The sequence below is a fragment of the Rhizobium sp. CCGE531 genome (assembly GCF_003627795.1).
In the GTDB taxonomy this organism is placed as follows: domain Bacteria; phylum Pseudomonadota; class Alphaproteobacteria; order Rhizobiales; family Rhizobiaceae; genus Rhizobium.
The window spans coordinates 526,215-547,328 of sequence record NZ_CP032686.1 but is presented as its reverse complement, the minus strand read 5'-3'; the positions used below and the strand labels follow the sequence as shown (position 1 = coordinate 547,328).

Genomic DNA, 21,114 nt, shown 5'->3' with positions numbered 1-21,114 from the left:
TCAGGCGATCCTTTTTCGCGTGCTGCGGGCCGCGAGTGCGAAGAAGATGGCGCCGATCAGGAACATCACTCCGATCGCGCGAAAGAACATCGGCCAACTGTCGCCGGCTAGGAAGACGGTCTGAAGACAGGGGATCAGATAGCGAGTCGGCACCACGAAGGTGATCCATTGGATGACCTCAGGCATCGAATTGATCTCGAACAGGAAGCCGGACAACAGAAATGAGGGCAGAAATGCGGTGATAAGAGCCATCTGTGACGCGAGGAACTGATTTTTCGTAGCTGCCGAAATCAGCAGTCCCTGCCCAAGTGCCGGGACGAGGAAGACTGCAGAAAGCAAGTAGAGTGCGCCCACTGACCCACGAAACGGGACGTCGAATATGAACACGGCTAGGAGGACGCAAAGCGTCATCGAGGCGAGCGCGAGTATGAAATATGGAAGAATTTTCCCGGCCAGAAGTTCGATGGCTGTGACAGGCGTCGCCATGATTGCTTCCATCGTGCCGCGTTCCCACTCGCGGGCTACCACAAGCGAGGTCAATAAGGTCCCGACAAGCGTCATGATGATCGCGATGGAGCCTGGAACGAGAAAGGAGCGGCTCGCCAGCTCCGGATTGAACCAGAAGCGTGGCTCGACCCTAATAGGTGGCGCCTGTGCTGCAGCTTCCGATTGTCGGAGTTGCGACCACGTCGCCACAGTTCCCTGGACGTAGTTCTGTACGAAATTGGCGGTGTTCGGGTCGGACCCATCGACGATCACCTGGACCTGAGAACGAATTCCGGCCGCGAAATTGGCTGTGAAATCGGCAGGAATGACGATGATGCCCCGGACCCGCGATAATACAAGATCCTCCTCGAATTCCCGTCGGTCGCGCCCAGTCGTGACCGAGAAATAGCGGGAAGCCTGGAAACTCGCCGCCAGATCGCTAGTCAGCGGCGTCACATCTTCGATGACGAGGCCGACGCGCGTCTCCGTTGTGTCCAACGAGATGCCATAGCCGAACAGAACGAGCAGGATCAGCGGAAGCACGAAGGCGATCAGAATGCTGCTCGGATCGCGGATAACCTGAAAGCTCTCCTTGCGCACGAGCGCGACAAACCGAAGCGCGCGGCCGGATTGCGATCTATCTCTCGAATCGGTCATTTCGCATCCCTCACTTCCGAGCCTTCCACGAGCGCGATGAAGGCGTCCTCCATCGTCGGATCGGGATGTTCCGCCGTGACGACGCTCGCCTTCAGCTCATCCGGGGATCCAAGAGCGATTGATCGACCACGATAGATCAGGGAGATGCGATCGCAGTATTCGGCTTCGTCCATGAAGTGCGTTGTGACGAGAACGGTCACGCCTTTCTCGACAAGACCGTTAATATGGGTCCAGAACTCGCGCCGGGTAATCGGATCGACACCCGAGGTGGGTTCGTCGAGAAATAGAGCCTGCGGTTCGTGCATTACCGCACAGGCCAATGCCAGTCGCTGCTTCAGACCAAGGGGAAGATCTTTTGCCGACATCGATAGGCGCGGCCCGAAGTCGAAAATCGACGTCATCAAGTCGATGCGGTCACGCTTCCTGGTACCCGTGAGACCGTAAACTCCGGCAAAGAACTGAAGGTTCTGTTGAACGCTCAGGTCGCCGTATAGCGAGAATTTCTGCGCCATATAACCCAGACGATTGCGCGCCTGGGCGGCATCGCGGCGCAGATCAAAGCCCGCCACGCGTCCCTCGCCGTCCGTTGGCTTCAACAGACCGCAGAGCATTTTGAATGTCGTCGATTTACCGGCACCGTTCGGCCCCAACAGCCCGAATATCTCGCCGCTCGGAATGTCGAACGTTATGTTGTCGGCGGCCGTAAAATCCCCGAAGCGCTTGACCAATCCTCTGGCCTCGATTACCGGCCCATCATGCCTACCCTCCAAGGGAGCCTGAGCATCGGCAAGCTTGGAGCGTCCGCCCGGCCCTCCGCCCAGCATGTCGACAAAGGCATCTTCGAAGCGGGGCTCGGTGACACTGACCGTTGCCTCGCCACTCGCCGCGAACTGGCTTTCTCGACCTGGTGCCGTCACCAGCCTGATCGCCTCGCCCTGGATCCCGCCGTCGACAACACCGGTCTCATCCAGCAGCTTCGCCAACATCGAACGCCTTCGGCCCGTGACGCCGGTAATCCGGTACACGCGGTCCCTGACCCGATCAGTCAATTCCTTCGGCTCACCCGAAAACAGCAGCTTGCCCTCGTTCAGCAGAAGAACGCGATCACAAGCTTCCGCTTCATCGAGATATGCGGTCGACCAGACGACGCCCACACCCTCCCTGGTCAGGTCCTCCACCATCTTCCAGAGATCGCGTCGGGATATGGGATCGACGCCGACGCCAGGCTCGTCGAGAAGCAGCAAGCGAGGTTTCTTCAACAGTGCGCAGGCAAGACCAAGTTTTTGCTTCATTCCTCCGGACAGCTTTCCGGACAGCCGGCTGGCAAATCGCTTGAGATCGGTAAAGGTGAGCAGTTCGTCGTAGACGGCCGCCCGCTCCTGTTTTGGAAGACCGCGTAAGTCGGCGTAAAGTTCGAGGTTTTCCTGCACGGAAAGGTCTTCATAGAGACCGAAGCGCTGCGGCATGTAGCCGATGGCTGCCTGAATGTCGGCGGAGTGATCACGCGTTCCGAAACCAAGAACGTCCACCTTGCCGGCATCAGGCAACATCAGGCCGGTCATCAATCGGATCAGTGTCGTCTTCCCGGCGCCATCAGGCCCTACCAGCCCAGTGATCTCACCGCCGCGGATAGAGCCAGATACCTGATCCAGTGCGGGTCTGGCCTCACCGAAGCGCTTGGTGACAGTGTCCAGACGGACGAAATCGGCGGCTCGAGTGGCTGCGGCTCGATCGTTCATTTGCTTTCTGCCTTCATCATTGGGAAGCGAAGCGTCACGGGCATTCCCTGACGAAGATCCTGACCTGGCACGTCGATCACGACGCGCAGCCGATAAACGAGGTCGGTGCGAAGCTCCGGCGTCTCCACGGACTTGGGAGTGAATTCCGCGACCGGCGAAATGAATCCGATCGTTCCGTCGTAGCTCTTGCCAGGATTCGTATCTGACGCGACTTTGACTTTCATCCCCGGATGGATCCGACCGAGATCGACTTCGCCGATATAGCTGCGTACCCAAACAGGTACAGCCAGGGACAGGACGTATACGGGATCGGAGGGCGATACGATTGCGCCCGGCTCTTTGATCCGCGAAAGAATGATGCCGTCATTCGGCGCGCGGAGCTCCGTGTCGGAACGCGAGCTCCGAGCCGAGAGGAGCACCGCCTCGGCCGCCTTTACCTGTGCGGCGGCTGCGGCGATGTCTTCCGCGCGGCTGCCCTCTTCCAGGAAGGTAAGCGCCTGCTTCGTCATATCCGCCCGCGCTGCGGCCATCGCTTTTGCAGCAGTTGCCTCATCTAAGCCGGCTTCGGAGATCGTTCCTTGCGGTCGCAACCGCCGCGCCCGGTCGTAAGCGAGACTTGCCTGTTCCAAATCCGCCATGCTTGCATCGTGGGTTGCCCGCGCCTGTGCGATTTCGGTTTGTCGCGGGCCCGCTACCAGCTTCTCGTGCGTCGCCCTCAGTGCCGCAACATTCGCTTCTGCCGAACTCACCGAGTGGTCGTAAATATCCTTGTCGAGGCGGGCCAAAAGGTCACCGCGCTTTATGACGTCACCTTCGTCGACCATAGCAGCGTCGATGCGGCCACCGACGCGGAAGGCAAGCGGTACCTGGCGGATGTCGATATTGCCATAGAGAACCAATTCCTCGGTGGTATTTCGCGAGATTCCCAGAGCGGCCGGCACGTCATACTTCCACGCTGCAGCGCCCAAGGTTGCCAGAACGATCATGATCGGTACGGCTTTATTCATTTCTGTCTCCTATGGCGGAGCCAAACGTGCCAACTAGCGGAAGCTCGAAGTACATTGACATTCCTGCTCTGTTATCCCGACCTTGCGGATGCAGACGTCCACCAATGCTTTTGTCCCACGGGGGCGACGGGGTCTGATCGGCATTGGAAGCGTCAATGCGTAATTAGCGACCGAAGTGACCTTCACCGCTAGCCCAACCTTGGTTTGCGTTGACGGGTGACCGATCATGGACAGGCGTCCGGCAATGGGAAGTATTGCTGAGGTAGCAATCTCACAGCCATACACCCGACGGCCGCGCAAAACCCCTTTCAATCGCCGATGAAAAGATTGACGTGACAAAAGCCTGCAACGGATGGACTCGCGATTGTGCCACCAGACCAGGCCAACCAACTTTTAGTACCAGCGGTCCGAATTGGCCTCGTTGTGCCGGATTTTCAGTCATTCGGGCCCGGTTAGGCTGAAACAGAACTGTCTCCTGACGCGCGCTCGCCTGACACCCCCAACGTTAGTTTAGTTACATTCCCCAAGAAGCCCGGCGATACTCCCACAGCGGGAGCATGCGCCGCATTGGTGTGAAGCAGTGTCGGCTCTCGCGACCGCTACCTGACCAAGAGGATCGTATGTCCAACAACAATGAAGGTTTGCAACAATGAGATCTATGCTGTCTGTATTCCTGGTCTCGGCCAGTGTCTGCCTCTCTGGCACTTTGGCCGTCGCTGCCGAAGATTCTGCAAAGGTCACGCCGCTGATGACCAAGGGGCTTCCCGACTATCCGGGCAGAGAAGCACTGATGCTAGCAGTCGAGTACGGGCCTGGGGGTTCTTCACCGGTCCACAAACATGAGGCGGATGCATTCGTCTATGTCGTCGAAGGCTCGATCGTGATGCAGGTCAAAGGGCAAAAGGAGGTGACCTTGTCCCCGGGCGAAGCGTTCTACGAAAGCCCCTCCGACATTCATCTGGTCAGTCGCAACGCGAGTGATACGAAGCCGGCAAAGTTCATCGTGGTGCTGCTCAAGAAGAAGAGCAATCCGGTGTCGATACCCGTGAAGTGACGTTGGTGCGGCCGCGGACGAATACCTGGATCAAATTTTCGGTGCCGGCCTAATCCAAGGCCGGCATCGCTTCATCATCATTGGCAGCTGCGACGCTGCCGTCAGAACGAAGGGAAGGAGCAGATTGATGAGAGTAACGGTCATGGGAGCTGGCGGGCGGATCGGAACGCGGGTCGCGGAGGGCCTTCGGCAAGCAGGGGCGGACGTGATCCGCGCATCGCCTTCCCTGGGTGTGAATAGCGTGACTGGGGAAGGACTTCGGGCGGCGCTGGACGGAGCGGACGTCGTCATTGACGTCACGAATGCAGCCTTGTTCGGCGACAATTCCGCTTTGGAGTTCTTCAAGACGTCGACTGGCAATCTGTTGGCCGCCTCTGCGGATGCCGGGGTCGGCCACTATCTCGCTCTCTCGGTAGTGGGAACCCCGCGGCTTGTCGAAAGCGATTACTTCCGCGCCAAGATGGTGCAGGAAAACCTGATACGAGCGGCACGACGGCCCTATACCATTCTTCATTCAACCCAATTCTTTGATTTCATTGGCGGCGTCATAGACATGGCCGCGGAGGGAGACACCGTTCGGCTTCCTTCGGCGTTCGTAAGACCTGTGGCGGCCGACGACGTTTCTCAGATGCTGACCCGATTGGCGTTGCAAGCAGCGGTGAACGACACGGCGGAGATCGCTGGACCAGAACAGTTCGCCTTCGACGATATCGCTCGAACGTACATCGCCGCGAACGAAGACACGCGTCAGGTGCTCACGGACGACCACGCGCGATACTATGGCGTCGAGCTGAACGACGATACATTGTTGCCGCGCGACAACACGCACATTGGCTCGACGCGGTTCATAGAATGGCTCAACCGCTCTATGGCCAACTAGGCTTGGCGACGCGTAACAAGATCCAGCAACCAAGGATCGGGTTTTGAATGCGATGATCAAACGAGCGACCTGTTTAGCAGGCGCTTTGGAGTTCAATCGCTTGTCAACCTATCTCGGTTAAATCCTCCAGGACACCAAAAAGGGGTCGAACCCTCTGGCGTCGACCCTTCTTTATTTTCGGGTCTCAACTTCAGCCGCATGTCTCGAATTGTCGGCTTGGGGAATACCGTTCGCTTCGCTTTAATTTTTAACGCGAAGGACCGCCGAACCCATTGTGTGCCGCCCCTCCAAATCGCGATGAGCCGCGACAACGTCTTCGAATGCATAGATGTGAGTGGGATCGACCTTCAGATGGCCTGTTTTTATCCTGGCAAATAGATCGGCTGCGGCCTCTGCTGTCTGTTCCGGCGTCGACACATAGTGCTGTAACATTGGCCATGTGAGATGAAGCCCCCGCGGACCAAGTAGGTAGGGATCGATTGGGGTGATCTCACCGGACGCTTTACCGAACTGCACCAACGTACCGCGGACTTTAAGGACGGCAAGCGACCCACGGAACGTATCTTCGCCGACGGAATCGAAGACCGCTTCCACGCCAACGCCTCCCGTCAGCTCGAAGGTGCGCGCCACGAAATCTTCCGTGCTGTAATTGATGACGTGATCGCACCCCGCCTTAAGAGCAACCTTAATCTTGCTTTCGCCGGAAACAGTCCCGATGACATGATAACCGAGAGATTTTGCCCATTGCACGAAAATCTGACCCACACCACCCGCGGCAGCATGATAGAGGATCGTGTCTCCCGGCTTCAACGGGACCACGTCCTTGACCAGATATCTCGCCGTCAAACCTTTGAGGAAGCTGGCAGCAGCCTGCGTGTCGGAGACGCCATCCGGAATTACGACCAACCGATCGGCTGGGTGAATGCCAAGCGTGGCATAAGCACCAGTGCTGTGACCGAAAACAACACGATCTCCCACCTTCACATGTGTAACAGCAGGTCCGATGGCCTCGACGATGCCTGCTGCCTCGTTGCCGATCACGGCAGGAAACGACGCGACATCCATCGAGCCCCGCCTGAAATAGACGTCGACGAAATTCAGGCCGATGACCGTGTGGCGGACAAGCGCTTCTCCTTCACCGGGCTCCGGGAGGAATACGTCCTCGAATGTTAATACCTCCGGCGGACCATAGCTATGAATGCGTGCAGCGAGTGACTTGACGGACATTTCAGTTTCCTTTCGGGTGAAAACGTCACTCCGCTGGAGTGAGCGCCGCCCAATCTGGCGTGCCAAGATATTGATCGTTTTGGTTTGCGTGATAAACCTATACTTTCTGAGAGGACCTTTCGGCATTTTCGAAAAATGGATACACTTGACGCTCTACGTTTATTCGTCGGCATCGCGGAGGTGGGAAGCCTTTCAGCGGCAGCGCGGCAGCATTCAGTCGCCACGTCGACAGCAACGGCTGCACTTCAACAGCTTGAGAAGCAAGCAGGCACGACCCTGATCAGACGGTCGACACGACGACTTTCGTTCACACACGAAGGACTTCAGTTTCTGTCGGATGCTCGGAAATTGCTTGCTGACTGGGACGCCTCCATCGGTGGGGTAAAGGAAGGCCCGTTAAGGGGACCAATCAAGATGACTTCGACCGTCAACTTCGGGAGAAGCAAAATCGTTCCAGCGATAGACCGGTTCATGGAACTCCATCCCGGAATTTCCATCGATCTGCATATCTCCGATACGGTCATCGATCTCGTCGAGCACAATATCGACCTGGCAATACGGAACGGACCTCTTAGGGATTCCTCACTTATTGCACGGCTCATTTTGCGCGGCCAGCGTGTGGTTTGTGCCGCGCCGTCGTATTGGGACACCCACGGTGTACCGTTGCATCCTGAAGATCTCGCGAGCCACACCTGTCTCATGGTGTCGAGGCCGGGGACTACATTTTCGACATGGCGTTTCATGGACGCCGGGAAGATGGTCTCTATCCGAGTTTCTGGAAATCGCGTAGCGAACGACGGCTCAATTCTAAAGAGATGGGCTTTGAAGGGCTATGGCGTCTTCCTGAGTCCGGTCTGGGATATTAGCGAAGAACTCGCTTCGAGTGCCTTGGTCACAGCGCTCGATGGGTTTCTCCCCGACAACGCCAACCTATACGCAGTGACGGACGGCAGCGCGGTTAGTCATCGCGTTCGGGCTTTGATCGATTTCCTAGTCGACGAACTCCATCGGGGATAACCGAATAGTCACGCGTAAAATCAGCGTTAGCAACCGCAAGGTCAGAGCAACAGGGTTGATGTCGCGGAGGCATGCATCCGACGCCACCCCCAAACCAAAGTATGGATTACGGGCGCGAGTGGTCGGCTGTAAACCTTTTGAGAGCCGCCACCAATGGCGCTCGAACGCCGCAACATCCTGAATCCAAGCTCGAGCGACTGATCCATGTCGGTTTGGACCGTCAATGTACTGCCGATTGGAAAGTGGCAGGCTTGTGCCCATCTAACACAGGAGTTCCCATGTCGCAGTCAGAAACAATAACCCGTGCATCTCCGGTCACACCCGCTCCGGGCGAACTGGTTCCATCGCGCTATGCCTTGCGCATCGGCGATATTGAGGTGATGGTGATCAGCGATGGAGTGCTACCTCTTCCAACCACAATGATGGCATATAACGCAGAACCATCAGTCAGGGCGACGTGGCTGCACGACATGTTCCTGCCGCAGGACGCCTTCGATTGGCCTCTGAACGCTGTCGTGGTACGAAGCGGTGGAAAAACCATACTCCTCGACGCCGGACTGGGTCTGGACCCGAACCTGCGTTTGCCGCGGGCGGGACAGTTGATCAAACGCCTCGAGGCGGCAGATATCGATCTTGGATCTGTGACGGATGTGGTGCTCACACACCTGCACATGGATCACATCGGCGGACTTCTCATCGAAGGGGTCAAGGAGCGGCTGCGTCCCGATCTGCGGATCCACCTCTCGGCCGCCGAAGCAAAGTTCTGGGAGGCACCTGATTTCTCCCATACCAATATGCCGGAGGGCTTTCCGGACGCGCTGCGGGCAACCGCCAAGCGGTTCCTAGGCGAATACCGCGACTCCCTACGGCTGTTCGACGACGAGCACGAGGTGGCTCCCGGTGTGGTCGCACGTCGCACTGGCGGCCACACCCCTGGACACAGCATCATACGGCTCAAATCGGGTGCCGAGCGGCTGACGTTCGCAGGCGATGTGGTTTTTCCAGTCGGTTTCGAACAACCGGATTGGTACAACGGCTTTGAGCACAACCCTGCGGAAGCGGTCCTCGTAAGAACGGACCTTTTGCGGGAGCTCGCGGATACTGGCGAGCTGTTGGTGGCCACTCACCTGCCGTTCCCGTCTGTCGGTCGGGTCGCAGCATCGGGCAAAGCTTTCCGTTGGGTTCCGGTCTTTTGGGATTACTGACGCCTTCCCTTGCACCTTTGCTGTTGCAAAAAAATCGCGGTGGAAAAGGGTATCGGACATTCAGCTTGAGTTGCGAGGCCCGGCAATCGACCGGGCTTCGCACGGCGGTTCGGTCGAAGATGCAGCGCGCCGGCGGGTGCGGGTAGCGACGCTTGGATCCGACAGCCCCACGGACACGTTCTCGAGAACGGCCATGGCCCGCTGGCCGGCGACCCGGTCGGTGTCGGCCGGGCGCTGAGGTCATTGGCCTTACCGCGCTCAAACAGAACCGCGTAATTATCCAACAGTGTCGGGGCATTTTGACGTGCAACCCGTCAGGAGAAGCTCGAGCCTAAAACAGCAAAATTTGTGCAGTTCCATCGTCTCGGAAGCCCAGAGGTTCGCCAGACAGAGGACTCCTCCTCACTGGATAGTCAAGCGTGGCAAGCGACCCATTTCCTTGCACCGTTCGTTCTGAGTCCGAGTAGCTCTGTTCGCGAGCATTGTTCCCCTGGTCGTCAACAGCCATAAGCCTCCAGACCCGACGTCACGAGCCGCCGGCATCTGAGTGCTGAAAGTCCTCTCAACGAGGTCTTTGCATATGTATCGGTGAGATTTCACCAGATCGATCGGACGCCGCCCCCTGCACACCGGAACCACAGCCTTCTTTGCTCGTTCATCAATTGCAGCATCATGGCTTGTGACACCCATTATGCATCTGCCGAGGCGATAAATGCCGCCGCGCAAATTGATCTTGATCAGATGGAGGAGACCACATGACAGTAACCCATCACGTGGGTAAGCACGAAGATGGATACGGTTATCGTCTTGGAAAGATCTGGTCTGAGACGTTTCTGGATCATGATACAGCGTTCGCCGCAGCCAAGGCGGCAGCCGAACGCCGGCATCGCGAAGGCCGGGATGGAGAAATTTCCCATCAGCTTCCAATCGATAGTGGGCGCATGATGAGCACAAAGTAGCAGAGGCGCAAATGTGATCTGATGAGTAGCAAAGATCGCGATTCTTTCCTGGCCTCACGCCGAAACCTCAAGATGGCGCGGTCCCCGGCAACATACATACGAGGCACGACCAAGCATTTTTATGAATGGCTCGAGCGACGTTCAATATTCATTCCGGACGGGCCTCCTATCTGGATTTGCGGTGACTGTCACCTCGGGAATCTAGGCGCCTTGGCTGATTGCGAGGGCAAAGTTGCAGTTCAGATTCGGGACTTCGATCAGACGGTTATAGGCAATCCCGCACACGATCTCATCCGGCTGGGCCTTTCGCTCGCATCGGCTGCGCGCGATTCGGACCTCCCCGGCGTCACGACGGCAAGAATGCTGGACGCCCTCATTGCCGGATACGAGCTCGCCTCGGTGGAAAGCCAGGCCAGCACACCGCACCTCCGCAAGCCCAAGGACATCCGAAAGCTATTGAAACGGGCCACTCACAGACGCTGGAAGAACCTCGCAATGGAGGACTTTCAAACGAAGCATCCCTTGCTCCCCCGCAATAAGCGCCTTTGGCCGCTGCATCGAGCCGAGCGCGCTGCGGTTCTGGCGCTTTGCAGTGACCGGGAAATGGAAATGAGTGTGCTGGGCTCCGAGAAATTGACATCCGGCGATTTGAAAATCCTCGATGCTGCTTTTTGGATCAAGGGCTGTAGCTCTCTTGGCCGTCTGCGATGCGCAGTCTTGGTTCAAGATTGCAAGCACGGACCGGTTTCCTTGCTGGATATCAAGGAAGCAGCAGCAGCCTGCGCTCCGTCGGCATCTCAAGCGGAAATGCCGCGGGGCTATGCAGAAAGGGTAGTCGCAGGAGCGACGGCGCTTTCACCCAATCTTGGTGAACGGATGGTCGCATCGAGGGTGATGGATAAGGCTGTGTTCGTTCGCGAAATCGCTCCCCAGGACATGAAGATCGAGATCGATCGTCTCGATGGAAACGAACTCCAGGCGTTAGCCCGCTACCTTGGCGGGGTCGTGGGGCATGCTCATGGTCGACAGATGGATCGTCGGGAATGGCAGTCATGGACGTCGGAACTTGGTCATTCGCGCAGGAAAAAGCCGGGAGCGCCATCTTGGCTTTGGTCGAGTGTGGTCGAACTGTTGTCCATTCACGATAAGGCGTATCTTGAGCATTGCCGGAAATTTGCATTGACGCATCACTAGGAGCGCCAGTCGTGGATTGGACCAAACGCGGTCCGCAATCGACCCGCCCGTTCTAGATCATCGACCGGAAAGCCCAATTATGCCCCCTTTAATCGACGGGTTAGAACGGCGGGCTCTGATAGAGCGTGGCAAGCCAGAAGGTCGCGTGACGCCGCTATCATCCATGTGGAAGAGCGGGATTCGACGACGAGGATGCAGCCCAAGCAACAAAATGCGCCATACGCCTATATCCAGAACACGCAATCGAGGTCAGATCGCGCAGAAACTTAAACGCCTGGCCGAAAATCCAGCTGGTCGTGCGGCGATGTAAAGAACTGCTTAAGGCCAAGTCAGCCTCAGTTGTGCATTAGTATGATAAATATTGGTGGCGACGTTGAAGCTAAGACATTTCATCTCACGCGATCATCTCGTTGCTGCTCTGCGAAGGCTTTTTGCAAGCGAACATGGCAACATCGCGATCGTTGTGGCACTCTCTCTGGTTCCGATGATGCTTGCAGTTGGTGCCAGCCTCGACTATATCAGGGCGTACAACGTCAGGCAGAAAATGCAAAGCGATCTCGATGCTGCATTGATCGCTGCCGTGAAGAAGATCAATACTGCTAACACAGATTCTCTTAAGCAGAAGGTTGCGGATTGGTTCGATGCTCAATCGGAAAACAGCTACTCCGTTGGCGATATCAAAATAGATTCCGATAATCATAAGATAACGGCAATTGCAAGTGGCGTCGTGCCGACGACACTCATGAAGATCGCCAACATTGATAATGTGGCCGTAAGCGTCGCCAGTTCCGTTAAAGGTCCCGCAACGTCTTATCTCAACGTTTATATCGTCATTGACAAATCACCATCCATGCTGCTGGCGGCAACGACAGCAGGCCAACAGACGATGTATAACGGGATCGGCTGCCAATTCGCCTGCCATAGCGGAGACGCACACGTTGCCGGCGGCGTGAGCTACAGTGACAATTACGCGTACGCGCATGCCAAAGGGATAAAGCTGCGAGCCGATGTTGCGGTAGATGCCGTCAACGAAGTCATCACTTTGATCGATCAGGCGGATAGCAGCCACGAACGCATCAAAGTCGGACTCTATAGTCTGGGCGATACGACGACTGAAGTTCTTGCTCCAACCCTCCAAACGAGCGACGCGCGCAAGCGGCTCTCTGATGACAGCTATGGGCTGACGAGTGCAACATCCACTACATACACCTTCTTCGACGTTGCCCTGCCGGCTCTGCAACAGAAGGTCGGTACCGGCGGAGATGGCAGCTCGTTGGCCAAGCCCCTCAAGTTGGTCTTGCTGCTGACAGACGGCGTTCAGTCGAAGCGGGAATGGGTGACGGACGGTGTCAAGGTGTCAGGTGGGAAGGCTAAAACGGTTGGACCATCCTGGAATAAGGTCGCCCCCATCAATCCTGACTGGTGCGCATATTTGAAAGGCCAGTCGAACACCATGGCGGTTCTTTATACCGAATATCTGCCCATCACCACCGACTGGGGCTACAACAACACGGTCGGCTCGACGATGTCGAGCGCCAATTGGCGCAGCACCTGGGGCGGCATCATGGATAGCGGTGTATCCGCCAGCATCACGCGGCGCGACTACATTCCCTACGCGCTTGCTGATTGCGCTTCATCCAAGAGCCTGTTCATTTCGGCCTCGTCGTCAACGGATATCGTGGCCGGCCTCTCGGCGCTCTTCACACAATATCTTGCATCCGTGCGGCTAACCCAATGAGGCGGTTCGGACTGTCGAAACCTCTGCATCGCCTGCTTGCCGATCGCAAGGGAGCGGCTGCGGTCGAATTCGCGCTGCTGATATTTCCGCTGTCCCTGATGATCTTCGCCATCATCGAGGTCTCCGTGATGTTCTTCGCGTCCTCAAGCCTTGATGCGTCAGTGCAGAAGATGTCCCGTATGATCCGCACCGGTGAGGCCGCATCGGCCAGTATGACGCTGACCGACTTCAAGGCAAAAATCTGTGCGGATATGGCTCTTACCTTCAGTTGTTCGGACAATCTCTTGATCAAGGTCGATGTTATCTCCAACCTGTCGGCTATCACCAGCGCCGCTCCAATTGACAGCACAGGCAATCTTGCCGTCATCGAGACTTTTGCCACCGGCAAGGCCAGCGATTACATGCTGGTGCAGGCGTTTCTGCCTTGGGCTTCCGTCGTCAACTACTTCACCTATTCCAGCGCAAAGCTGTCGGACGGTCGCTATCTCCTTGGTGCGACCGTTTTGTTTCGCAACGAGCCATTCTGACATGACAATGAAATGCGATCACCAGGGATATCGAATCGCAGTCGTTGGCCTTCGACGTTTGCTAAGGGACCGTGCCGGCGTATCAGGTGTGGAGTTTGCGCTGGTTTTGCCGCTCTTGCTCCTGCTTCTGGCAGCGACAGTCGATCTCGGCTATGCCTTGACCGTCAGCCGCAAGATCGATGAAATCGCCGCGACGACCAGCGACATCATTTCGCAGCAAAGCACATGGACAAAATCCAATGTTGCCGGACTGCTCTCGGGGATGAGTTTCATCCTCCAGCCTTACGATACCGCAGCGCTGACGATCATGGTCGCGGTGGAAGATGTAGCGGCAAATGGTAATGTGACGGTGAATTGGTCCGCTGCGTTCAACACCTCGACGCTTGCTTCTGGCGCAGCAAGTCCGATTCTGGTGCCCGCGAAGATACAGGAATCTGGGGCACAGGTCGTCCTGACCCGCGTTCGGTACACTTTCACTACGCCACTTTCCGCATTTCTCGGCAACTTCACTGGTATCAGCAGTTATAGTTTTGACCGCTACTTTTTCAGTCGGCCGCGAGTAGCCGACAAAATCACCTACAACTAGGCTAAATGTTCGCATTAGGATGGAGACCCTGTGTGATCCGCCGAATATCGACGCATTGGAAGATGCGGGATTGCTCAGGCGAAACGGTGCTTCTGATGGCGAAATGCCGGTTGCAACCGAGGACGGGATTAATCACGATGACGACGAGAGTGGCGACGCGTTTGAGGTTTGAGGAGCGAGATAACGCATGAAGGACAGGGCTCTCGATAAAGATACCTGCGTGCGTTGGCGACGGCGGATCCTTTTCACGCGGTCAGAATTATACTCGTCGCTGCGCTGTTATAGCCGTTGTACGTCGTGGTTACGAACTGACCGGCGAGATCGAAGGCAGTGAATCCTCTCCCTTTGACTGGGGCGGCGCCTCCAAGCATGTTGTTGCCGTACTCAAATATGTCGCGACTCCCACCGCGATTGCGCAATGCCCTTCCTCAACGGCATCTTCTTAGCTCTTCGATCCGGGTCGTCGGCATGACGATAGTTGGCGACGCTCGTGGCGTTATTCCATGGAAATAGCTTCGATATGAAACTGCTAGACGGCGGGGCTCTCCGCACGGATGATCAGCAGGCGAGCATACAGTGCTTCCAGATAATTGGTGGATTTGATCAACTCTAGGCGCTCTCGCTCCAGGCGCTGTAGGATCTTTGCATTTTCGGAGTCATCTAAGCTGATGTCCGTCTGGGTCTGTTGACCAAATTTGATTGCGATGACTTGGGACATTTATGAAATTCTCCTCGGGTTCACGAGACACTCCGCGGCTTTGAGAAAAAAACCGCGGAAAGTAGGAGAGAGCAAACGCCCGATCTAGGCAGCTTCGATCCGATCCTCAATGCCGGCAAACATGTGGTCCAGATTGAGGAAGCAGACCATGCCGTGCTCGAGAGGGATGATTCCGTGAGAAAACGCGGGATCGAAGGTTCTGCCGAGATCGGGCACAGGCTGGATCCGGTCGCTGCCGATGGAGAGGATGTCCGAAACGCGATCGACCACCAAACCGATGATGTTTTCGCCAATTTCCGCCACAACGATGGCGCTGCGATCCGTATGACTAGCGCTGTGGACACCGAGCTTCGCCGCAAGATCGATCACCGGAATGACCGAGCCGCGCAGATTCATCACGCCAAGAACATCAGGCGGGGCATGGGGCAGCGGTGTTGCCGCTGCCCACCCACGGATTTCTCGGATCGCGGTTGTCCTGATGCAGAACTGCTGATCGCCAAGATGAAAGGCGATGATTTCCAGCGTTGCGTTGCTAGCCATGCTTTCCATCAAAATTCTTCCCATTCCTTGGTCGCAACAGCAGCTCCACTGCGCCCACCAAACGCTCCTGTAAGCTTCTGGGTCAGAATTCGAGCAGGCGAAGCGACCGGCTTACTGTCGTAGCGAGCAGCGCGTGGTGCAGAAGGCGAGCCGTCGAGCTTGAAGCGAGCAATAAGCTGCGACAGATTGGAGGCCTCATCGGCGAGCCGGTTCGTGGCAGCAGTTGATTCCTCGACCATTGCCGCGTTCTGCTGCGTCGTCTGATCCATCTGATTGACCGCCGTGCTGACTTCCGACAAGCCCGTCGACTGCTCACGCGCTGCCGTGGCAATCGAATGAACATGCTCGTTCACCTTGATGACGTGGCCCTGGATTTGGCCAAGGGCATCACCCGTCGCCGTCACCAGCTTGACGCCGGTGTTCACCTCTTCACCGGAGCGGTTGATCAAAGCCTTGATATCCTTGGCAGCGGTTGCCGAACGCTGGGCAAGTTCGCGCACCTCCTGGGCGACGACAGCAAAACCCTTGCCGGCATCACCGGCGCGCGCGGCTTCGACTCCGGCGTTAAGCGCGAGCAGGTTGGTCTGGAAGGCGATTTCGTCGATGACGTTGATGATCTGGCCGATTTCGCCTGAGGCCTGTTCGATCCGACCCATCGCCGAAACCGCGTCCTTGACAACGGCACTGGACTGCTCTGTGCTTCTGCGGGCTTCATCGACCATGTGGCTGGCTTCCGTCGCCCGCTCGGTCGAGCTTCTGACCGCAACGGTGATTTCTTCAAGAGCGGAAGAGGTCTCTTCCAGCGCGGCAGCCTGTTGCTCCGTGCGCTTCGACAAATCGCCCGATGCGATACGCATTTCGCTGGCGCCACCGTTGATCGTGTCGATCGCCAAGCGGACTTCGCCGAGCACGGAGCGCAGGTTGGCCATCGTCGCATTGACGTTGTTCTTCAGCTCACCGAAGGCGCCCTGGAATTCCCCGCGCATGTTTTCCGTCAGATCGCCATCGGCAAGCGCGGAGATGACCCGGCGAGTTTCGGCAATGCCACGATCGACGGAGGTCACCAACTCGTTGACGCTGGCTGCGAACCGATCGAGATCAACATCGTCATATTTCTTGGTGATGCGCTGGGTGAAGTCCCCGGCGACGGCGGCCGATACCACCTCGCCGATACTCGACTGCAGATCGGCGCTCTTGGCCTGCAACGCTGCTTCCTGTGCGTTCATCTCACGCACCTTGATACCGTTCTGCTTGAACACCTCCACGGCACGGGCCATCGCACCCAGTTCGTCACCGCGTTCGGAGCCGGAAACATCGACATCGAGGTTGCCGCCGGCGAGCGTGGCCATTGTCTCGGTCAGACGCCGAACAGGCCTTACGATCTGTGTCGTGCTCATCGCGGCACCCAATACGATTGATATCAGTGTCCCCGCAGCCAACGCGGCGCAGCTCGTCGTAATCGTATCATCGGTTACAGCACTTGCAGCATCATTCCTGCTTTTCATGTCCGACTGTGCCCATGCGTAAAGGGCTTTAGCATCGTCGGCGAAGGTGTTTGCTGCTGGTCGAAATTGGCTCGTGGCGAGATCCATTGAAACACTGTTGTTATTCACCAGCGACGCTTGAATGGTGGGTTGCGAGGCAGCCAGCATGGCATCAAAATCAGCCTTCATCGTCCGAAAATCACTCGATCGCTCGGGATACGATTTTCCTGCCTCCTCGATCAGAACAGCAGTGTCCTGAATGGCATTCTGCAGCTCTTGCTGCGACTTGTGCATCGAGGGCTCGTCCTGCTCCACAACCAGCCGAAACACGAGTTTCGATATGGTCTCGGAATTGCGGATGATCTCCCCCAGCTCGAGTGTTCCCGTGGCATTATGATCGAGGACCGCACTGTAGGTATCGTTGATCGATCGAAGCTTCCTCGCCTCGAAAATGCCGACACCGGCGCCAATCGCGACCGTCACGATGGTGAGCGCCAGCAGTTTAGTGCCGATCTTCAAGGAGTTCATCGAATTCTGGAACATATGTGGCGGGGGCCTTTTCTGATCAGCAAAAACACAATCAAAGTGTCGCTGAAGCGGGGTTGGACGACCAATTTGTCCGCCCCAATTTTCGCATACCGCTTCAACTCATTCGAGCGGCAGGACCGATGTTGCGGGTTCGATAACGCAATGTCGGTCTGAGATGATCTATCCGATCGCGATGGTTAATGAAGCTTTTCTTGCTTTACTGCGACACAAAATTGCTGCGCCTTTTGGATAGTGAAGTCGAAAAACGGATCTATCCGGCGGCATCACGACGGCAGGGTCGCTGACTTTGAGCCAAGAGCGCAAGCAGGATGTGAGCAACAACTACAGCGACGATAAGCGTTCGGCCAATGCCAGTCGGTAGCGAGAGGACTTGCACGAGAGGTCAGCCGCTAAACTGAACGAGATATGCGCCAAGAGATATGTTGGCGCCTACCCGCCTGCTAGACGCTGGCACACCCTGCCGAATGGCTCGAGTTTGGACGCAATAATGCCCGATATTCCAAGCAAGCCTAGATCGTGGTTCGATCCGACCGGCAGCCATACAACTCAGATTCGGTATCATGCGTCCGTCGATCGCTTCCTGGTATCCGAAGGATTTTCGCCGAAGATAGCCCGATAGGCCGCCGAAAACCGGCCCACATGGAAAAACCCCCACTTCACACAGATCGCCTTCACGGACTGCCGGTTCAATGGGTCGAGCAGGTCGCTGCGGGCGGCGCGCAATCGAAGAGTTCTGAGATAAGCTGCTGGCGTTATTTCCTTGAAGGTGCGAAATCCCATTTCCAACGCACGTATCGACACACCGACGGCCTCGGCCACTGCCGGCATCGTGATCGGCTTGGCGACGTTCGCTTGCATGAAATCTATCGCGTCGCGCACATGCCATGGTGCGATTAGACGCATCCGCTTCTCCAGGCGGAATGAGAAACGATGGGGGATCGTTCGGACCACGAGATCGGCCAGCGTCTGGGCGAGATGCGACATGGCGAGCGGCGATTGCAGCAATGGTCCGTTATTATACATACCGGAAATAACCGTTCCGACCAAATTGCCGACAAGGAGCCCCGAAGGCGTCGAAAGATCAACCATCGGCAAGAGATCCAGCGATCCGTCGAGGGGTATTTCGAAGATTGCAGCGACGGCTTGTACGATAACCGACCAATCCAGGCGCAACACGTTCGATATATTCGGCGCGCCTCGTACGGAAAAATGGTCGGCTTCGTGGTTGTTGACCAACACCAGCCCCCCGGGCCGGCTCTCAATGGCACGTTGGCCCGATGATATATCGATGGCGCCGCTATGCACCGAGAGAATCGATAGCCATTTCGCCGTTTGGGGCACTGCCTTCACGCGCCATTCGTTGTGATATTGGCCGGTGACCAATGTCAAAGTGCCGTTCGTCCAGAAATCCGTGTTCCACTGGAAGCTCGAGGTTTGACCAATCGGCGCGGCGGCGAACGAGCCGAAGTGCCCGGCTAACGTCTCGACCATGCCGTCAAAAGTCGATCCGTGAAAGCGGGGCACGAACTTCGTTGCGATATTCTGTGGCATACTGGCGGGCAACTTTGCTGAAATACGTGGCAAATGATCAAAAACGTCGCCGCCGCAAATTGCGGCTGCTGTTTTTCCTTAAAGCAGGCAAAGTTCATGCCGAAGTACGCACCTCAGAGAGGTCATTGCTGCATAGCCGACATAGCATGATGCGCGTTCGCTGATAGCGACGATAGATCGTGATCGTGGTGCGGCGTGCCCGCGTAAGCCTGATCCAATCCTTGAAGGATTGCCAGGCTTCAAAATCAGGCCCGCCGGAACATATCATTACTTCCAGCGCTCATTCTCGCCAATTGCCGTTCGGTCGACTGAGTGCCATTCTCGGACGAATCGAGAGTTTCTGGCCATAGGCAGGGAGTGACCATAGGAAATGTTAAGCGTTTTCCCAGTGCCGCAAGACGATAAGAAGGGCCAGCCGCAAGCGTTTGCAGAAGCCTTATGGATCGACCTCCTGAGTCCTAGCAGTGCTGAGCTAAAGGAAGTGGAGGAGGCCATTGGCGCGCCTCTCCCCTCCCTTGGTGCCCTCAGTGAAATCGAAACGTCGAGCCGACTGAGAAATCAGCATGGCGTGCTTTACATGAGTACGCCGTCAGCAGCCCGACATCCGGAGGGGGCTGATACGACACCTCCCCTCGGGTTTGTCTTATCCATGAATCGTCTCGTCACGGTCCGGTTTATGGCACTGCCGGCTGTTGACGCCGTCGCGGCCGGATTTGCCGGAGAAGATGCTCCAAAATCGAGCCTCGAGGTCTTCACATTGCTCTGTGAAGACATTGTCGACCGCGTTGCCGATGCTCTTGAGCACCTGGCAGGAGAGCTCAATGGCCTTTCAACAAGCGCCTTTCGTGCTGAGGCCCCCCGCGGCCACCATGCAGCCCGCGCAAACAAGCTGTTGCGAGCACAATTGCGCCAGGTGGGGCGTCTAGGAGACCGTTTCTCCGAGATTCGAGACGGTTTACAGGGTCTCGGGCGCGTTGTGACCTACACTGAGCAGCAAGCCAAGGGGTGGTCGGAAAATCTGGAACCGCGTCTGGCAGGGTTATGCCGAGATATCCATTCGCTCGTGGATTATGAAGAGCAACTTGCCAACAAAGTCCAGTTCGTGCTGGACGCTCTCGTCGGCCTGATTGGCATTGCTCAAAACGACATATTCAAGGTTCTGACCATCGTATCGATCGCCGGCATTCCTCCAACCCTTGTTGCCGGCATCTACGGCATGAACTTCAAGAACATGCCGGAATATGACTGGACCTGGGGATATCAATATGGTTGGGCCGTCATCTTACTTAGCACTCTCATTCCATTGGTTTGGTTCAAGGTGAAGGGCTGGTTCTGACGGCGGGTGATACAGCGGAACCTGGATCACCCTGCGCCCCACGCCCACAATAGTAGCACCCCACCCAAAAGGCCAAGAGCTGAGGATCCCCACCAGGCCGAGCGTCTCCGTGTCAGGGCGGCCACGGCACCCAGCGCGATTGCAACCTGCAACATGGCGACGGCGTAGGCGTAGTAGTGGTGGCGATGAATAAGGAGATTGGCCTCGTCATCCTTCTCGTCTCGCATTTTTTCAAGTTCATGCGCCGCAGCGCTGATTGATTTTTCTTCGTCCGCATAGCGCCGGTTCGTTTCATCGAGATCCTGCGCCACCGGCTTGCCTTGCGCGGCGAGAAGCTCCATCTGGGATTTGAGGATCGCAGCCTTGATACCTTTCGCCTGGTAATAAGCCCACTGATCAGAGGCTTGAGCCTGTTTTTGAGCCGCCTCGGTCTTTAAAGCCAACGCCTCATTGATTGAGCCTCCCGCCAAAAGAGAGCCGATTGCTGCGAGTGCGGCAAATAACGCCGTTGTCAGAGCGATGAAACGCAGCAGAGAGGCGGACTTCTTCTCGATCTCCTCATCGATAGCTTCACGCAATTTATCGGTATCGACCTCGATTTCTTCAGGCATTGTCCAGCTCAAAAAGTAAAACAATCAGGGCACATATTCTCGCATAAAT

Annotated in this window: 19 protein-coding genes; 10 read left to right on the top strand and 9 right to left on the bottom strand. The window is 56.7% G+C overall.

What is annotated here, in order from left to right:
• Genes CCGE531_RS28895 through hlyD form a run of 3 tightly spaced genes read right to left on the bottom strand, consistent with a single transcriptional unit; the run spans position 1 to position 3,889 of the window.
• Positions 1-1,143, bottom strand: a complete 1,143-nt coding sequence (locus CCGE531_RS28895; RefSeq protein ID WP_120670232.1) for an ABC transporter permease — start codon at positions 1,141-1,143, stop codon at positions 1-3.
• Entirely contained in the window at positions 1,140-2,882 is a 1,743-nt protein-coding gene (locus CCGE531_RS28890; protein WP_120670230.1) for an ATP-binding cassette domain-containing protein, read from the bottom strand. The genes CCGE531_RS28895 and CCGE531_RS28890 overlap by 4 nt, the downstream gene beginning before the upstream one ends.
• The gene (gene hlyD, locus CCGE531_RS28885; RefSeq protein ID WP_120670228.1) at positions 2,879-3,889 is read right to left on the bottom strand and encodes a secretion protein HlyD; all 1,011 of its coding nucleotides are present in this window, start codon (positions 3,887-3,889) and stop codon (positions 2,879-2,881) included. Before hlyD ends, CCGE531_RS28890 begins: the two co-directional genes overlap by 4 nt.
• A gap of 649 nt (positions 3,890-4,538) precedes the next feature.
• On the opposite strand from hlyD, the gene CCGE531_RS28880 reads away from it, so the two are divergent.
• Together CCGE531_RS28880 and CCGE531_RS28875 are read left to right on the top strand one after the other, a co-directional pair.
• Positions 4,539-4,943: a cupin domain-containing protein gene (locus tag CCGE531_RS28880; RefSeq protein WP_120670226.1), complete on the top strand. Its 405-nt coding sequence runs from the start codon at positions 4,539-4,541 to the stop codon at positions 4,941-4,943.
• A 127-nt stretch (positions 4,944-5,070) separates the two neighbouring features.
• Entirely contained in the window at positions 5,071-5,823 is a 753-nt protein-coding gene (locus CCGE531_RS28875; protein ID WP_120670224.1) for an NmrA family NAD(P)-binding protein, read from the top strand.
• Positions 5,824-6,063: 240 nt separating this feature from the next.
• Here CCGE531_RS28875 and CCGE531_RS28870 read toward each other — a convergent pair whose 3' ends face one another.
• A complete protein-coding gene (locus CCGE531_RS28870; protein ID WP_120670222.1) occupies positions 6,064-7,050 on the bottom strand; it encodes a quinone oxidoreductase in 987 nt (328 codons plus the stop codon).
• A gap of 135 nt (positions 7,051-7,185) precedes the next feature.
• Between CCGE531_RS28870 and CCGE531_RS28865 the strand changes: the two genes are divergently transcribed.
• The 7 genes from CCGE531_RS28865 to CCGE531_RS28830 all read left to right on the top strand — a co-directional run bounded on the left by CCGE531_RS28865 (position 7,186) and on the right by CCGE531_RS28830 (position 14,276).
• A complete protein-coding gene (locus CCGE531_RS28865; RefSeq protein ID WP_120670220.1) occupies positions 7,186-8,067 on the top strand; it encodes a LysR family transcriptional regulator in 882 nt (293 codons plus the stop codon).
• Between the two features lie 278 nt (positions 8,068-8,345).
• Positions 8,346-9,272, top strand: a complete 927-nt coding sequence (locus CCGE531_RS28860) for an MBL fold metallo-hydrolase (protein ID WP_120670218.1) — start codon at positions 8,346-8,348, stop codon at positions 9,270-9,272.
• Between the two features lie 755 nt (positions 9,273-10,027).
• Positions 10,028-10,231 carry a hypothetical protein gene (locus CCGE531_RS34500; protein WP_162944066.1) on the top strand — a complete coding sequence of 68 codons (204 nt, stop codon included), beginning with the start codon at positions 10,028-10,030 and terminating at the stop codon, positions 10,229-10,231.
• 21 nt (positions 10,232-10,252) lie between these two features.
• Positions 10,253-11,425, top strand: coding sequence for a DUF2252 family protein (locus CCGE531_RS28850; RefSeq protein ID WP_120670214.1), 1,173 nt, complete (start codon positions 10,253-10,255; stop codon positions 11,423-11,425).
• Positions 11,426-11,816: 391 nt separating this feature from the next.
• Positions 11,817-13,163, top strand: coding sequence for a TadE/TadG family type IV pilus assembly protein (locus tag CCGE531_RS28840; RefSeq protein WP_245459504.1), 1,347 nt, complete (start codon positions 11,817-11,819; stop codon positions 13,161-13,163).
• Positions 13,160-13,690 carry a TadE/TadG family type IV pilus assembly protein gene (locus tag CCGE531_RS28835; RefSeq protein ID WP_120670210.1) on the top strand — a complete coding sequence of 177 codons (531 nt, stop codon included), beginning with the start codon at positions 13,160-13,162 and terminating at the stop codon, positions 13,688-13,690. Before CCGE531_RS28840 ends, CCGE531_RS28835 begins: the two co-directional genes overlap by 4 nt.
• Before the next feature lies 1 nt (position 13,691).
• A complete protein-coding gene (locus CCGE531_RS28830; RefSeq protein WP_348633036.1) occupies positions 13,692-14,276 on the top strand; it encodes a TadE/TadG family type IV pilus assembly protein in 585 nt (194 codons plus the stop codon).
• Between the two features lie 529 nt (positions 14,277-14,805).
• Here CCGE531_RS28830 and CCGE531_RS28825 read toward each other — a convergent pair.
• The 4 genes from CCGE531_RS28825 to CCGE531_RS28810 all read right to left on the bottom strand — a co-directional run bounded on the left by CCGE531_RS28825 (position 14,806) and on the right by CCGE531_RS28810 (position 19,118).
• Positions 14,806-14,994, bottom strand: coding sequence for a hypothetical protein (locus CCGE531_RS28825; RefSeq protein ID WP_120670208.1), 189 nt, complete (start codon positions 14,992-14,994; stop codon positions 14,806-14,808).
• An 84-nt stretch (positions 14,995-15,078) separates the two neighbouring features.
• Positions 15,079-15,543, bottom strand: coding sequence for a chemotaxis protein CheW (locus tag CCGE531_RS28820; protein ID WP_120670206.1), 465 nt, complete (start codon positions 15,541-15,543; stop codon positions 15,079-15,081).
• Positions 15,543-17,546 carry a methyl-accepting chemotaxis protein gene (locus CCGE531_RS28815; protein WP_245459434.1) on the bottom strand — a complete coding sequence of 668 codons (2,004 nt, stop codon included), beginning with the start codon at positions 17,544-17,546 and terminating at the stop codon, positions 15,543-15,545. Before CCGE531_RS28815 ends, CCGE531_RS28820 begins: the two co-directional genes overlap by 1 nt.
• A gap of 579 nt (positions 17,547-18,125) precedes the next feature.
• A complete protein-coding gene (locus tag CCGE531_RS28810; protein ID WP_120670202.1) occupies positions 18,126-19,118 on the bottom strand; it encodes an AraC family transcriptional regulator in 993 nt (330 codons plus the stop codon).
• Positions 19,119-19,488: 370 nt separating this feature from the next.
• Here CCGE531_RS28810 and CCGE531_RS28805 point away from each other — a divergent pair, with 370 nt between their 5' ends.
• Positions 19,489-20,454: a magnesium transporter CorA family protein gene (locus CCGE531_RS28805; protein WP_120670200.1), complete on the top strand. Its 966-nt coding sequence runs from the start codon at positions 19,489-19,491 to the stop codon at positions 20,452-20,454.
• Between the two features lie 26 nt (positions 20,455-20,480).
• On the opposite strand, the gene CCGE531_RS28800 is transcribed toward CCGE531_RS28805, so the two are convergent.
• Positions 20,481-21,065: a DUF4337 family protein gene (locus CCGE531_RS28800; RefSeq protein ID WP_120670198.1), complete on the bottom strand. Its 585-nt coding sequence runs from the start codon at positions 21,063-21,065 to the stop codon at positions 20,481-20,483.
• Positions 21,066-21,114 lie beyond the last annotated feature (49 nt).